This window comes from Vibrio inusitatus, from assembly GCA_024346935.1.
GTDB classification, from domain to species: Bacteria; Pseudomonadota; Gammaproteobacteria; order Enterobacterales; family Vibrionaceae; genus Vibrio; species Vibrio inusitatus.
In genome coordinates, this window is record AP024879.1 from 380520 (window position 1) to 395663 (window position 15144).

General features: G+C 43.2%; 10 protein-coding genes. 5 read left to right on the top strand and 5 right to left on the bottom strand.

Features of this window, described 5'->3' with window-relative positions:
• Window positions 1–581: 581 nt before the first annotated feature.
• From OCU48_RS14815 to OCU48_RS14825, 3 genes are read right to left on the bottom strand one after another with little or no spacing between them, the layout of a single operon-like run.
• Window positions 582–1205, bottom strand: a complete 624-nt coding sequence (locus tag OCU48_RS14815) for a bifunctional 4-hydroxy-2-oxoglutarate aldolase/2-dehydro-3-deoxy-phosphogluconate aldolase (protein WP_141344582.1) — start codon at window positions 1203–1205, stop codon at window positions 582–584.
• Between the two features lie 47 nt (window positions 1206–1252).
• Window positions 1253–2176 carry a 2-dehydro-3-deoxygluconokinase gene (gene kdgK, locus OCU48_RS14820; protein ID WP_141344583.1) on the bottom strand — a complete coding sequence of 308 codons (924 nt, stop codon included), beginning with the start codon at window positions 2174–2176 and terminating at the stop codon, window positions 1253–1255.
• Window positions 2177–2208: 32 nt separating this feature from the next.
• The gene (locus OCU48_RS14825) at window positions 2209–2544 is read right to left on the bottom strand and encodes a cupin domain-containing protein (RefSeq protein WP_141344584.1); all 336 of its coding nucleotides are present in this window, start codon (window positions 2542–2544) and stop codon (window positions 2209–2211) included.
• Window positions 2545–2862: 318 nt separating this feature from the next.
• Between OCU48_RS14825 and OCU48_RS14830 the strand changes: the two genes are divergently transcribed.
• From OCU48_RS14830 to OCU48_RS14840, 3 genes are all read left to right on the top strand, one after another.
• On the top strand, window positions 2863–5019 hold the full coding sequence (locus OCU48_RS14830; protein WP_141344585.1) for a heparinase II/III domain-containing protein: 2157 nt from the start codon (window positions 2863–2865) through the stop codon (window positions 5017–5019).
• Window positions 5019–7160: a heparinase II/III domain-containing protein gene (locus OCU48_RS14835; RefSeq protein ID WP_141344586.1), complete on the top strand. Its 2142-nt coding sequence runs from the start codon at window positions 5019–5021 to the stop codon at window positions 7158–7160. The genes OCU48_RS14830 and OCU48_RS14835 overlap by 1 nt, the downstream gene beginning before the upstream one ends.
• A gap of 258 nt (window positions 7161–7418) precedes the next feature.
• Window positions 7419–9176: a sodium:solute symporter family transporter gene (locus tag OCU48_RS14840; protein ID WP_141344587.1), complete on the top strand. Its 1758-nt coding sequence runs from the start codon at window positions 7419–7421 to the stop codon at window positions 9174–9176.
• A gap of 397 nt (window positions 9177–9573) precedes the next feature.
• Here OCU48_RS14840 and OCU48_RS14845 read toward each other — a convergent pair whose 3' ends face one another.
• Complete coding sequence (locus OCU48_RS14845) at window positions 9574–10863, bottom strand: MATE family efflux transporter (RefSeq protein WP_244312249.1); 1290 nt, start codon at window positions 10861–10863, stop codon at window positions 9574–9576.
• A gap of 211 nt (window positions 10864–11074) precedes the next feature.
• Window positions 11075–11785 (bottom strand): FadR/GntR family transcriptional regulator, encoded by a 711-nt coding sequence (locus tag OCU48_RS14850; RefSeq protein ID WP_141344589.1) that lies wholly within the window; start codon window positions 11783–11785, stop codon window positions 11075–11077.
• Window positions 11786–12373: 588 nt separating this feature from the next.
• On the opposite strand from OCU48_RS14850, the gene OCU48_RS14855 reads away from it, so the two are divergent.
• Entirely contained in the window at window positions 12374–13093 is a 720-nt protein-coding gene (locus OCU48_RS14855; RefSeq protein ID WP_141344590.1) for a FadR/GntR family transcriptional regulator, read from the top strand.
• 182 nt (window positions 13094–13275) lie between these two features.
• Window positions 13276–15141, top strand: a complete 1866-nt coding sequence (locus tag OCU48_RS14860; protein ID WP_141344591.1) for a DUF294 nucleotidyltransferase-like domain-containing protein — start codon at window positions 13276–13278, stop codon at window positions 15139–15141.
• Window positions 15142–15144: the final 3 nt, after the last annotated feature.

Consider the following 15144-nt stretch of genomic DNA (forward strand, 5'->3'; position numbering starts at 1 on the left):
CTTCCAGTATGACGATGTATTTTGATGTAGGTAAGTCCATCCAGCCCAGTGACTTTTGTGGCCTACTAGTTAGATTTTGTCTGTGATAGTTCATTAGTATCGACTTAAGCTGTAACACTCATCAATACGTCATCCTGAGCTCGACTCAGGATCTTAGAGTGCACGTAGTTGGTTCTATGTCACTAACGACGAAGCTTCGAACCATTCAAGATACTGGATAGCCATTGCATAGCTTCCAGTATGACGTTGTGTTTGGGTGTAGGTAAGTGCATTCAGCCCTGTGATTTTTGTGGCCTACTAGTTAGATTTTGTCTGCGATAGTTCATTAGTATCGACTTAAACTGCGGCACTCATCAATACGTCATCCTGAGCTTGACTCAGGATCTTAGCGAGCACGTAGTTGGTTCTATGTCGCGAATGATAAAGTACCGAAGTCTCCAAGATACTGGATAGCTATTACATAGCTTCCAGTATGACGGTGTGGAGTTAGATTGATGCTCTGATTGGCGTTACACCACTTTTCTCCAGACATAAAAAAAGCGAGCCTAGGCTCGCTTTTTCAAAATAATTGCAAAGCAATATTAGCTAACGTGAGCTACTGCGTCACGAACTAGTTCACCTAGTTCGTCCCACTTGCCTTCGTCCATTAGTTTAGTTGGAACCATCCAAGTACCGCCACATGCAAGAACTGCAGGGATGTTTAGGTACTCGTCAACGTTCTTAAGACTAACGCCGCCAGTAGGCATGATCTTAATTGGGTAAACTGCAGTTAGTGCTTTAACCATTTGAACGCCACCTGATGGCTCAGCTGGGAAGAATTTAAGAGTACGAAGACCCATTTCCATTGCTTGTTCTACTAGGCTAGGGCTGTTAACGCCAGGTACGATAGCTACGCCTTTGTCTAGGCAGTACTGAACTGTACGTGGGTTGAAACCAGGGCTTACGATGAAGTCAACGCCAGCATCGATAGATGCATCAACTTGCTCGTTAGTAAGAACAGTGCCAGAACCGATTAGCATTTCTGGGAATTCTTTACGCATAACGCGGATAGCTTCAACTGCACACTCAGTACGTAGAGTGATTTCAGCACAAGGCATGCCGTTTTCAACAAGTGCGCGGCCTAGTGGAATTGCATCTTCAACGCGGTTGATAGCAATTACAGGAATCACTTTAAGGCTTGCTAGTTTTTCGTTCAAAGTTGTCATGTTTTTTCTCATCGAAATAATGTGTGAGTCTGCGTGAGCAGGACAATTTATAGAGACAGCTCAGGCATTGCTTCAGCTGGGATGATAGCACCCGCGTACTGAATTACTGTACCTGCAACAGCGTGACCGCTAGCCGCTGATTCAACAGCTGTGCCGCCACATAGACGTTTCGCTAGGAAACCTGCACTGAAAGAGTCGCCAGCTGCAGTCGTATCAACGATGTTGTCGATTTGGTTAGCTGAAACGTAGTTTGCGCTTTCGCCTTCAACTACTAGACACTCTTTACCGCCACGCTTGATAACAAGTTCTTTAACGCCAGCGTTAGTTGTGCGTTCGATGCACTGCTCAACGTTCTCGTCACCGAATAGGTCTTGCTCATCGTCGAAAGTCAGAAGAGCAGTATCCGTGAAGCTTAACATCTTCAGGTACCATTTCTGAGCTTCTTCTTGGCTAGCCCATAGTTTTGGACGGTAGTTATTGTCGAAGAATACTTTACCTTCGAAGTTCTCAAGGAACTTGAATAGCTCGTTACGACCGTTTTCAGTCAAGATAGCTAGTGTGATACCACTTAGGTAAACAGCATCGTAGCCACTTAGCGTGTCAACAAGAGAAGCTGACTCAGCTTGGTCAAACATGAACTTCGCTGCAGCGTCGTTACGCCAGTAGTGGAAGCTACGCTCACCAGTGTCATCAGTTTCGATGTAGTAAAGACCTGGTTGCTTGTCTGAAAGACGTGCAATTAGGCTTGTATCGATGTTCTCAGACTCCCAGCTTTCTAGCATGTGAGCACTGAATGGGTCTTGGCCCAATGCTGTTACATAACTAGTTTTGATACCGTGCTTGTGAGTCAAACGAGACAGATACAGAGCTGTGTTCAGTGTATCACCACCGAATGCTTGCTTTAGAAGTTCACCTTTCTGCTGAAGTTCTACCATGCACTCGCCGATGATCGCAATGTTTAATGATTTCATGTGCTTACCTAAGCTTAAATGTGCTTTAAAGATTACTTAAGGAAATCTTCACGTGCTGGAGAGAACAGGTCTAGAAGTTCACTGCCTTCTTCTAGAGCTACAGCACCGTGTACAAAGTGCTTAGGAGCAATGTAAGCATCGCCAGCAACAAGGATTTTCTTCTCGCCTTCGATTTCTGCTTCAAAGCTACCGCAAATTACGTAACCGATTTGGTCATGAATTTCGTGCGCGTGTGGGTGGCCGATTGCGCCTTTTTCAAAACGTACACGAACGCCCATTAGTTCGTCAGTGTAACCAACGATCTGACGGCTAAGGCCATCGCCTAGATCTTCCCAAGCCTGTTCTTTTGAAATGAAAAATGGATTCATGATGAGGTTCCTTAATGGTTTTGAGTTCTTACAAACTAAAAAATTAACTTTAACTATGCGTATAATAATGGATTATTTTTAATTGTCATACAATAAGTTTATAGTTGTGTGACATAGGTCAACTGTAAATAAGTTTGTTTACCTACAATATGCAGCTAAAAGAGAGATATGGAAGTATAGGTAACAAACCGTTATTTTTTGAAATTGTTTATGTGACAGCATTCATTCTTTTTTGACCGCCACATAGGATTAAAGTTAATATTGTATTACTTTATGTGGGTTTACAATAATTCTCGTTAGTAGAGGAAGAACTACAACATGACGACACAACCTATATTGCTGACTGCCGAAGAGATCAATGAACTTCGCAAGGAAGTTGGCCGTGATACCCTGATGGGCAAAACCATCGCTAAGAACGTTGCACAAGTTGAGCGTTTTATGAGCTTACCACTCGAGGTGCCGGGTCACGGTGATGGCGGGAGCTATGAGCACAACCGTCACAAAGATAACTATACCTACATGAACATTGCTGGTCGTCTTTTCCTCATCACTGAAGAGCAGAAATACGCCGACTTTGTTACTGCATTACTTGAAGAGTATGCGGATAAATATCTAGAGTTAGGGTTTCAGGTTCAGAAAAACACGAACCCAACGGGTCGTATTTTCCATCAGATCTTAAATGAGCATGGTTGGTTGCTATTCACCAGCATCGCGTACTCTTGCGTTGCATCAACCATGACAGAGGCGCAGCGTCAGCGCATTATCGATCGCATCTTTGTCCCTATGATTGAGATGAGTATTGAAAAATACTCGCATCGCTTTGACCACATCCACAACCACGGTGTTTGGGCTGTTGCCGCTGTTGGCGCGTGTGCGGTAGCGATTGGTAAGCCAGAATATCTAGAAATGGCGGTTTACGGTAGAGACCCTGAAGCATCAAGTGGTTTCCTAGATCAAGTGTCGAATCTATTTGCTCCTTCTGGCTACTACTTAGAAGGTCCTTACTATTCCCGCTTTACGATTCGTCCATTGGTTCTGCTGGCTGAGGTTATTCATCGCCACATGCCAGAAGTAGATATATACAACTACAAAAATGGCGTTGTGGGTAACACAGTACAAGCTTTATTGGCATCAGCGTATCCAAACGGGGTTTTCCCAGCGATGAATGATGCTTCTCAAAGCATGAGCATTGCGGATATGGGTGTGCAGGTTGCAGTAAGCATTTATGGTGCGCATTACTCTCTTGATGACAACATTTTGGGTATGGCTAAGATTCAAGATGGTGTTTGGATGCATCCTTGTGGTCTTAAAGTATCTCGTGCTTATGAAGAAGCCTCTGCTGAACGCACTATCGGCATGCCATTTTGGCCAAGTGTAGAATTAAATGAAGGCCCTGATGGCGACAAAGGCGCACAAGGCTTTGTTCGTATGCAGGACAAAAATGGCGACGTGACTCAACTAGTGATGAACTATGGTCAACACGGTATGGGCCACGGCCACTTCGACACACTAGGTATTACTCTATTTAATCGTGGGCATGAAGTGCTTCGCGAATACGGTTTTGCTCGTTGGATTAACGTTGAGCCTAAATTTGGCGGTCGTTACCTTCCAGAAAACCCGTCATACGCCCGTCAAACTATCGCACATAATAGTGTTACCGTTGATGAGACTTGTCAGAACTACTTTGATGTAGATCGTGCCGATTCCGTTCATGGCTTACCGCACTTTTTCCAAGTGAATGACGATAACCTCAAGGGTATGAGTGCGTTCGCTAATGACCATCATGATGGCTTTGGCCAGCAACGTAGCGTATTTCTACTTAATTTAGATGAATTGGAAGCGCCACTTCTTATTGATTTGTATCGCGTAGTGGGAGAGGGTGAGCATCAGTATGATTACTCTCATCAGTACGATGGCCAGATTATTCGTACCAACTTTGAGTATGAAGCATACAAAGAATTGGAAACGCTAGGCACAGATCATGGCTACCAACATCTATGGAAAGTCGCTGCGGGTGAAGCTAAAGAAACGGCATTGGTTAGCTGGTTACAAGATAATAGCTACCACACTTGGCTTGGTACGAGCTCTAACGCTAATGGCGAAGTGATCTTCACGCGCTCAGGTGCTAATGATCCTAGCTTCAACTTACGCAGCGAGCCTTCATTCATTCTGCGTAGTCGTGGCGAATCCACTCTATTTGCTTCTGTTGTTGAAACTCACGGTTACTTCAACGAAGAGTTTGAACAATCAGTGAATGCTCGTGGTCGAGTACAAGATATTCGCGTGCTTGCTCATAACGAGACAGGATCTGCTATCGAAATCACCACACAAGATTCTATCGTGACTATGCTTGTTTCTAATCAAGCGGACGTAACCGAAAGCACAGTTAATCAAATTATAATTAATGATAAGACCTTCAACTGGACAGGACACTATTCAGTGGAAGTTAAAACACAATCTCAGGAGACGATTTAATGAGCTACCAACCATTGCTGCTTAACTTTGAAGAAGCAGCTGAACTCCGTAAAGAACTTGGCAAGGATAGCCTATTAGGTAAAGCACTAACGCGCGATATCAAACAAACTGACGCGTACATGGCTGAAGTAGGTATCGAAGTACCAGGGCACGGTGAAGGTGGTGGTTACGAGCACAACCGTCACAAGCAAAACTATATCCACATGGATCTAGCGGGTCGTTTGTTCCTGATCACTGAAGAAGAAAAGTACCGTGATTACATTGCAGATATGCTGACTGCATACGCGAAGGTTTACCCAACGCTTGAAAGCAATGTAAGTAAAGATACTAACCCTCCAGGTAAGATCTTCCACCAAACACTTAACGAAAACATGTGGATGCTTTACGCTTCTTGTGCATACTCTTGCATTTTCCACACGCTTTCTGACGAGCAAAAAGCACTGATTGAAAATGACCTTTTCAAGCAAATGATCGACCTGTTTGTTGTGACTTACGGTCATGACTTCGACATCGTGCACAACCATGGTCTTTGGGCTGTAGCAGCTGTAGGTATCTGTGGTTACGCAATCAACGATCAAGAATCAGTAGATAAAGCGCTTTACGGCCTAAAAATGGATAAAGTAAGCGGCGGTTTCCTAGCTCAACTTGACCAACTGTTTTCGCCAGATGGCTACTACATGGAAGGTCCTTACTACCACCGTTTCTCTCTACGTCCGATCTACCTGTTCGCAGAATCTATCGAGCGTCGTCAGCCTGAAATCGGTATCTATGAGTTCAATGACTCAGTAATTAAGACAACCTCTTACGCAGTATTCAAAACAGCGTTCCCAGATGGTTCTCTACCAGCATGTAACGATTCATCTAAGACGATCTCTATCAATGATGAAGGCGTTGTGATGGCAACGAGCGTATGTTTCCAACGTTATGAACAAGCAGAAACACTTCTAGCGATGGCTAACCACCAACAAAATGTATGGGTTCACACTTCAGGTCTGACTCTATCTAACGCAGTTGAAGCGGCAGACGAAATCAAGCCATTTAACTGGGGTAGCCTATACATCACTGACGGTCCTCAAGGCGAGAAAGGCGGTCTAGGTATCCTACGTCACCGTGACGCGCAAGATGACGATACTATGGCGCTTATCTGGTTTGGTCAGCACGGCAGTGATCACCAATACCACTCTGCACTTGATCACGGTCACTACGATGGCCTCCACCTAAGTGTATTTAACCGTGGTATCGAAGTACTACACGACTACGGTTACGGTCGTTGGGTAAACGTAGAGCCTAAGTTTGGTGGTCGCTACATCCCAGAAAACAAGTCTTACTGTAAGCAAACTGTTGCTCACAACACTGTGACTGTTGATCAGAAAACTCAAAACAACTTCAACACAGCACTAGCTGAATCTAAGTTTGGCGAGAAGCACTTCTTCAACATTGAAAACGATAAACTACAGGGCATGAGCGGTCGCATTTCTGGCTACTACGAAGGCATCGACATGCAGCGCAGCATCATCCTTGCTGACCTTGAAGAGTTTGAAAAACCTCTAGTGATTGACGTTTACCGTATCCAATCAGAAGAAGAGCATCAGTATGACCTGCCTGTACACTACACAGGTCAGATCATCCGTACTGATTTTGAATACCAAACCCAAAGCACACTTAAGCCTGTAGGCGAGTCAGATGGTTACCAACATCTATGGAACCTAGGTTCTGGCAAAGTTGAAGGTAGTTCTCTTGTAAGCTGGCTGGCAAACAACAGTTACTACTCTCTTGTGACTAGTGCACAAGCAGCGGACAGCGAAGTAATTTTTGCTCGTCTAGGTGCGAACGACCATGACTTCAACCTACGTAGCGAACCTGCAATGATCATGCGCCAATCTGGTAAAGATCATGTGTTTGCTTCTGTTCTTGAAACTCACGGTTACTTCAACGAAGAGTTCGAGCAATCTGTCAATGCTCGTGGTCTAGTTGAGTCTGTAAACGTTGTTGCTGATACAGCTGACGGTACAGTTGTTCGTATTCAAACGACTACTGGCAATACATACCACTTCGGTATCTCAAACCGTGCAGAAGATGCTCAACAATCTGAGCACACTGTAGGTGAGTTTACTTGGACTGGTTCTTTCGCTCAAATCTAATATTGAGTAACCAATCTTAAAGATTGGCAGAACATCAAAACAAACGGATGTAGGGCTTAGCCTTACATCCGTTTTTTTGTATCAACAGAATATTCAGACACACTTTGTTTCATATTACGCTTGAAACGAGGCATACAAAATTGTGAATCCGGTTATGTGCAACAAAAACCATATAACTGCGATGATAAAATATGGACCACCATTTCAATATTAATCGTCTTCTTTATAGCTATTGGAAGTCATCGATCCAGGAGCCCCATGGAACTGTTAGATCTCGTCATCGTACTCGCTTACTTTGTTTTCATTATTTTGGCTGCTCTAGTCTTTAAGCGCTTCGCGAAAACCTCGTCGGGTTACATACGCGGTGGGGGAGCAATGATGTGGTGGATGGCAGGAGCAACAGCGTTTATGACCCAGTTCTCCGCATGGACTTTTACCGGAGCTGCTGCGAAAGCCTATGAAGATGGGCTAACGGTTTTATTCCTATTCTGGGGTAATGCACTGGGCTTTTTTGTGGCCGCTTTATATTTTGCCGAGCGGTATCGAAAACTGCGTGTTGATACTCCTATGGAGGTGATCAAGTTACGCTTTGGTAAGGTTTCAGAGCAGTTTTATACATGGCTTAGTTTCCCACTTGGCATTTTGTCAGCGGCAATTTGGCTAAATGGACTCGCAATCTTTGTCGCTGCCGTGTTTGGTATTGATCTGTATGTCACAATCATGATTGTTGGTGCGTTAGTGACTTTCGTTGCGGTAAGTGGTGGTTCGTGGACGGTTTCGGCTACAAATGTAATTCAATTAATACTACTGGTTTCTATTACCATGACCGTAGGAGGATTTGCACTGTATAGCACTGGCGGTCCGACTCAAATGGTAGAGAATTATCCGGGCGACTTCTTAATGGGTTCGGATATACAATACTGGCAGATCTGTGCGATCTGGGTATTCATTATCATGGGTAAACAGACCATAAATACCAACAATGCCCTAACTTGCTATCGTTTTCTGGTGACCACCAATGAAAAAGAAGCAAAAAAAGCAGCTCTTGTGGCTGGTATTTTGTTCGTAGTGGGACCTGTAATGTGGTTTATCCCCCCTTGGGTAACCGCAGGCTTAGGAGTCAATTTACAATCTATCTACCCTAACTTGGGTGACAGTGCTAACAATGCGGCTTATGTCTATTACATAGACTACTTCATGCCAAAAGGTATCTTAGGTCTAGTGTTAGCGGCAATGATAGCTGCAACTGTTGCTCCTATGACGACGGCTCTTAATCGAAATGCGGGTGTCTTTGTTCGCAATGTCTATCAATCAGTAATTAACCCACATGCATCTGAACGTCAGCAGATGAAAATGGGCAAAATAGCCACGCTCATTTCCGGTTTATTGTCTGTAGGGGCTGCACTGCTGTTTGCTTCAGTTCGCGAATACAGTTTCTTTGATTTGATGATGCTATTCGGCGCTCTATTGCAAATGCCACTGTCTATTCCATCCTTACTCGCACTCGTTGTGATGAGAACGCCGGACTGGTCAGGTTGGGCAACGATAGTGGTCGGTCTATCTGTTTCTGCCTTCATGCATTTTATTTTTGAAGTGAACTGGCTACTGCCATTGTTCAATGCTGAAGTATTTACCCATCGCGAGTATGTGGATCTGTCAGTAGTGTCCGCATTGGTTGCTCAGATTGTAATTACGGGTGGTTTCTTTATTGCCACACGATTCTTTTACAAAGAAAGAGAAGGGCAACGAGCGACAGAATTTAATAGCATGATAGTGAATTTAACAACACCCATCAGCAGCCAAGAGGAAGCCGAAGTCGATAGACGCCAAGGGAAATATCTAGGACGTATGAGTCAAATCCTAGGTATTTTTATTGTAGGTATTGGTGTCTGGTTCGAATCGTGGGCTGACAAAAGTGTCTTTATCATCATCGGGTGTTTGATATTTCTAGCAGGTTGTCACCTATACAAAAGTCGAAAAGCACCTGAGTTAATCACTGATTCAACATGGAAGTAGGATAGGGAACCTTTTGGTTGTATGACGTAGAAACAGATTCCCGATAAGAGCACTCGGGAATGACGCAGACTTTAGAGTCTTTCTCGTCACTTCTCGGTGTCATTCTCAGGGTGACGCTGTCGGGCATCTAGAGGTCAAAAGCCCGTCGTCCCCGAAGTTTTTATCGGGGACCTTTCTTTTGGTTGGAATGTGTAAATAGATTCCCGATAAGAGCACTCGGGAATGACGCATATTTTAGAGTCTTTCTCGCAACTTCTCGGTGTCATTCTCAGGGCGATGCTGTCGAGCATCTGGGAGTCAAATGCTCGTGGTCATCGAGGTTTTTATCGGGCATCTAGAAGTCAAAAGCCCGTCGTCCCCGAGGTTTTTTATCGGGGACCTAGGTTCAACTAAAACCTTAGTCGTACATTAATTTCTTTGCTTTATCTGCATTAAACTCTTTAAGGGATTTCCTAGCTAAATGCCTAAAAGGCAGTGCTTTTACTATCTCTTCAAAAGGCTGAATGGCAAATGCCCAGAAAATTGAGCCATCAAACACCATAATGATCAACGCACACAGTGGGATAGAAATAACCCATTGACCGGTAAAGTTGATCTTAAAGACCGCTGTTGTCTTTCCGAGGGCACGCAATACATGTCCGTGAACTGTGTTATAGCCTCGAACTATCGGTAAGAAAATATACAGAGGTGCAATGGTGGCAAGTGCTATGTAAGTTGCTGGGTCTAGATGTGGATAGATATTGGCGATAAACAGGCTTAAAATGCCAAAGAATACTGCACAGAGAATGGAGATGCATACTGCTATATCAATGCTGGTATCGACATTTTTTGCAAGATCATCCATTTTGTTGGAGCCAATAGCTTGGCTTATGGATATGGCAGAGGAATGCGCCCACGCTGTAATAAATTGAGTACCCGAACGAAGCCAAGGCATAACCAGCGTAATCGCTACGTAGGCATTAATATTGAGTTGTGAATAGAGCAATTGATACACGGTCGCACCAATTGACAGAATGGTTACATTTGCTGCAACTGGAAATATTTCAACGAAGTGGTTTTTGATGCTGTGCCTGATGCCATCTAAGTGTTTCTTAAAGGGAAGATTTACTTCGTTTGAAAAATGCATACACATTAACAGGTAAGCCATTCTTATCGTTATCGCAATAAGAGTACCTGTCGCTGCACCTTTTACACCTATACCTTCAAATCCCGCAAAGCCGTAAATAAGAAAGTAAGAAGTGAACGCATTAATCGGCATCTCTATGAGGTAGCCTTTAAATGGAATTTTGGTTCGACCTAGGCTATTGAAAAGCGCAATGATTACTTGAGTGATCGCATTGAATAGCACCAAGTATTGGGAAACCGAGAGATAATCATTTATCTCTTTATATAACGAGGTGTCATTGGTAAGAGCCTCGATAAGCTGATGATCAAAAAACTGGAGTAAGGTAAGAAATAATGCAGCCACTGAAAAGTTAATGATCATTCCTGACCAGAACCCTTTCGCGAGTGAGGCTTCTACGCCTGATCCGACAGCGCGGCTCAATACCAACTGAGTACCATTAGCCAACGCCATTTGAATGCCGATGATAAAGGCCACGATGGTGCTCGCTATACCCATAGCAGCGAGGGATACTTCCCCGAGAGGAGAGACTAAAAAGGTATCGATCATGAGCATTGATTGCATTAAAAGTGCATTCAAAGCCAATGGCCAAGCGATAGAAATGTTTTTTCTTACATACGATTGAGCTGGCACAGTATTACCTTGGTATAAACGAACAAAAGCGAATCAAGCCGAGACTTGATTCGCTGGTTTTAAATTATACTTAACTTCTACAATGGTGCCATTGACTGCTCATGCAATCAATAATAGAAACGTTAGTCTATAACTATTGGTTCTAAGAGGCTTTGGCTAACGTTTGGTTTTCATCGTTTAGCAAGCTTTGAGAAGCATCTCGTGCTTGTTTAGCGTTTCCAGACATAATGCCATCGTAGATTGCTTTGTGTTCTTCTAGGCAGAAGCGTCCGCCAATAGCTGAGTAGTCGATAAACTGTTTGAATATCGTCGACAAAATATTGCTGAATGGTACGTAAAACTGGTTGCCAGTGGCTAAGAATACGGTCTGATGGAACAGATGATCGTTAATAGTCCAGTTTTCATAGTCAAATTCATTCGCCGCAGTGGTCATGCGTTGGAAGTACTTTGATAACTCTTTACGCTGTTCTGCTGTCGCGTTAGTTGCCGCTAGTGCACATGCTTCTGGTTCTATTGCCTTACGTAAGCCTAAGAACTGAGCTAGGAACGGCTTATTGTCTTCTAAGTCTTGAATCCAATCTAGGAATTGTGGGTCTAAAAAGTGCCACTGACTACGAGGGCAGATTCGAGTTCCAACTTTAGGTTTCGATTCTATTAGACCTTTAGCAGATAGAAGCTTAGTAGACTCTCGAAGCGCGGTACGACTGACGCCAAACGCTTCACAAAGCTCCGTTTCACACGGAATTTTTTGATTTTCTTTCAGTTCACCAGACAGAATCTTTCTCGCAATCTGTCTTGCAACCTGAACATGTATTCGGCGGTCTGAATTTTCCACCAACGCAAAAAGCGACATTTTTCTACCACCTGAGTTATTGATTAAAGCCAGTTGTCACTGGACTTAAAGCCATTGTTTTTATGGCTAAGGCTTTTGGACCTTTTAATTGTATTGTGAGCTTTAGTATTAGTCGCTTGGCGTGAATTGAGGATTGTATCCATCATTTTGTTAAGCCAAACGCCGTAGTTAGAGAGTTTAATCATCATTTTTATTAGAGTTTGTACTCACTAATTTCCGACTAATACTTTGGGGGTAAAGGTCAAATTTAACAATTGTCACAAGACAACCGCCTCTACCTAGCATGAGTTAAAATAATACAATAACATTTTATAACATCAACTAAATACGAGATATAAGTCAAAGTGCAAGTGTAAATTCAGATGTTAATCACGAAAAAAGGCAAGAAGAACAATCACGGCTATTCTTGATGTTAATGGTTTGTATGACGAAAGTGAACAAAAGAGATGTAGGGTAGGTACTCTGTTATTGCTTTGATTCGCCCATTAGACGGGGTATGTCACGTTTATAGTACGGCTGTGTAGCGCATTCAAATCAAAGTGATATATTTAGCATTAGATAATACATTATTAAAAAGAAAGTTAAATTATGTCAGGTTCGTTTAATTCAATCGCAGGCTCAAAACGCAGTTTGCACGTACAGGTTGCTCGTGAGATTGCTCGCGGTATCCTTTCAGGCGAATTGGCCCAGGGCTCAATTCTGCCAGGCGAAATGACGTTGTGTGAGCAGTTCGGTATTAGCCGTACGGCACTTCGTGAGGCCGTAAAACTTCTAACTTCAAAAGGCCTTTTGGAGTCACGTCCAAAGGTGGGCACTAAAGTTGTCAACAGAGCCTATTGGAACTTCCTAGATCCTCAATTGATTGAATGGATGGATGGTCTAGCCGACGTCGATCAATTCTGTTTCCAATTCTTAGGTTTACGTCGTGCCATTGAGCCTGAAGCGTGTGCACTTGCTGCACAATTCGCAACAGCTGAACAGCGCATCGAACTTTCTGAGACCTTCCAGGAAATGGTAGAAGTTGCATCAGAGTCTGAGCTGAATATTGAACGTTGGACAGACGTGGATACTCGCTTCCATAGCTTGATCTTTAACTCAACAGGAAATGACTTTTATCTGCCGTTTGGTAATATTTTAACGACTATGTTTGTAAACTTTATTGTTCATTCGTCAGAAGAAGGCAGTACTTGCATCAACGAACACCGTGAAATTTACAACGCAATTATGGCTGGCAACAGTGACAAAGCACGTCAAGCATCTGCCGAACATTTGCAGGCGACAAATCACCGTCTTCCTGAAGAAAATTAATCAATTTTCCACTAATATTGTAGAAGCACGCTTATGCGTGCTTTTTTTATGTGAAAAATTAATGATTTGTAGAAATAAATCACAGTAACAATAGTTACAATTTCGTTACTAACCCGTATGTTTAGATATATAATAAGACCAGTTGGCCATTTGGCTGTTTCCTATAGTCTACGAGAAACTCTATGCCTCAATCTCTACTACCTAATATCATTCAGTTTATCAGTCAGATTGACCCTTTTGACAAGATTCCTAAGCCAGCATTAAGGGAACTCGCGTCTCAGGTGAAAATCACCTATTTAAGTAAAGGAGAAGATGTTGATCTCTGTGTTGAGGGTGATGAGAAGTACTTGTATATCGTCCGCACCGGTTCCATGGAACAACGTAAATCTGATGGTGTACTTCGTGCGCGTCTTGGGGCAGAAGATCTGTTTGGTTTTACTTTCCTTGACTCAGAAATTGATAGTGACAAAGGCTACAAGGCGGTAGCTATTGAGCATACGCTACTGTATTTAATTCCTCATTCTGCTTTGCAACAGCTGTTCAAATCATCCCCAGAGAGTGCAGAGCACTTTGCCTCTCAAGCGCAAGTACGACTCAAGTCGGCTCTAGACGTAGTATGGTCTGACCGTGAAAAAGGCTTGTTCATTAAAAGGGTGAGTGAGGTTGCTAGTGGACGAGTTGCGGTCATGCAGGCAAACAACACCATCCAAGAAGTGGCTCACGAGATGCGTATTGTTAAACGTACTTCTTGTGCTGTTATTTATGATAACGATGAAATTGTTGGTTTGATTACTGATAGGGATATGACCAAGCGCGTGATTGCGCTAGGTGCATCTATCGACCAACCGATCTCATCGGTAATGACGTACTCGCCATTAACTATCGCACCCGATGATTTAGTCTTGCACGCCGCTTCAGTAATGATGCAATTTAATATTCGCAACCTGCCAATTGTTGAAAACAACAAAGTGATTGGCTTGTTGACCACATCTCACCTTGTGCAGAACCACCGTGTTCAAGCCATCTTCTTAATTGAAAAAATTAAATACGCGACCAGTATCAAGTCGTTGTCGAGCTTTACTCCAGAAAGACAAGCTATCTTCGAAGCTTTGGTAGAGGGTAAGGTTGCCCCAGAAGTTGTCGGGCAAGTAATGACGATGATCATGGATGCTTATACTCGCCGCATTATCCAGATTTCTATTGATAAACTGGGGCCGCCGCCGTGTGAGTTTGCGTGGATTGTTGCGGGCTCTCATGCGAGAAACGAAGTTCATATGCTGTCTGATCAAGACAGTGCAATCGTACTGACAGATGATGCGACTGATAGCGATAAGATTTACTTTAAACACCTTGCTAGCCAAGTGTGTAATGGATTAGCGAGTTGTAGCTATCCACTATGCCCAGGCAACTATATGGCGGCAAACCCTAAGTGGTTACAACCGGTCAGCATGTGGAAGCATTACTACAAAAAATGGGTGGCAAATCCGGAGTACGAGCGTTTACTTAACATCAGTGTATTCTTAGAAATTCGTTCTGTTTATGGCAACAATGACTTTGAAAAAATACTCCGCGACGAAATGCATAAAAATATTCGTAATAGCAGAGAATTTTTGGTTTCGTTGACTAATGATGCGGTGAATACTAGCCCGCCATTAGGTATTTTCAATAGCCTTGTTCTAGAAAAGTCAGGTGAAAACAAAAAGACGCTGAACGTTAAAAAGTACGCCATTAACTTAATTATCGACTTGGCACGAATTTATGGCTTAGCGGTAGAAAGTGATACGTCAGCAACTGATAAGCGTTTTCAAATTGCTTATGAGAAAGGCTTACTTTCTGAAGATTCGTATAAGAACATTCTTGGCGCATACGAGTTTATTTTATCGTTTAGATTCAGCCATCAGCTGACTGCTTTGAAGAATGGCGAAGAGCCAAACAACCATATCGATCCAAACAGCTTTGGTAGTTTTGAGCGTGGGCATCTAAAGGATGCGTTTAGAATCATTGCGGATCTGCAAGAGGCTGCAAAAGTTAGATTTGGGACAAGATAGATT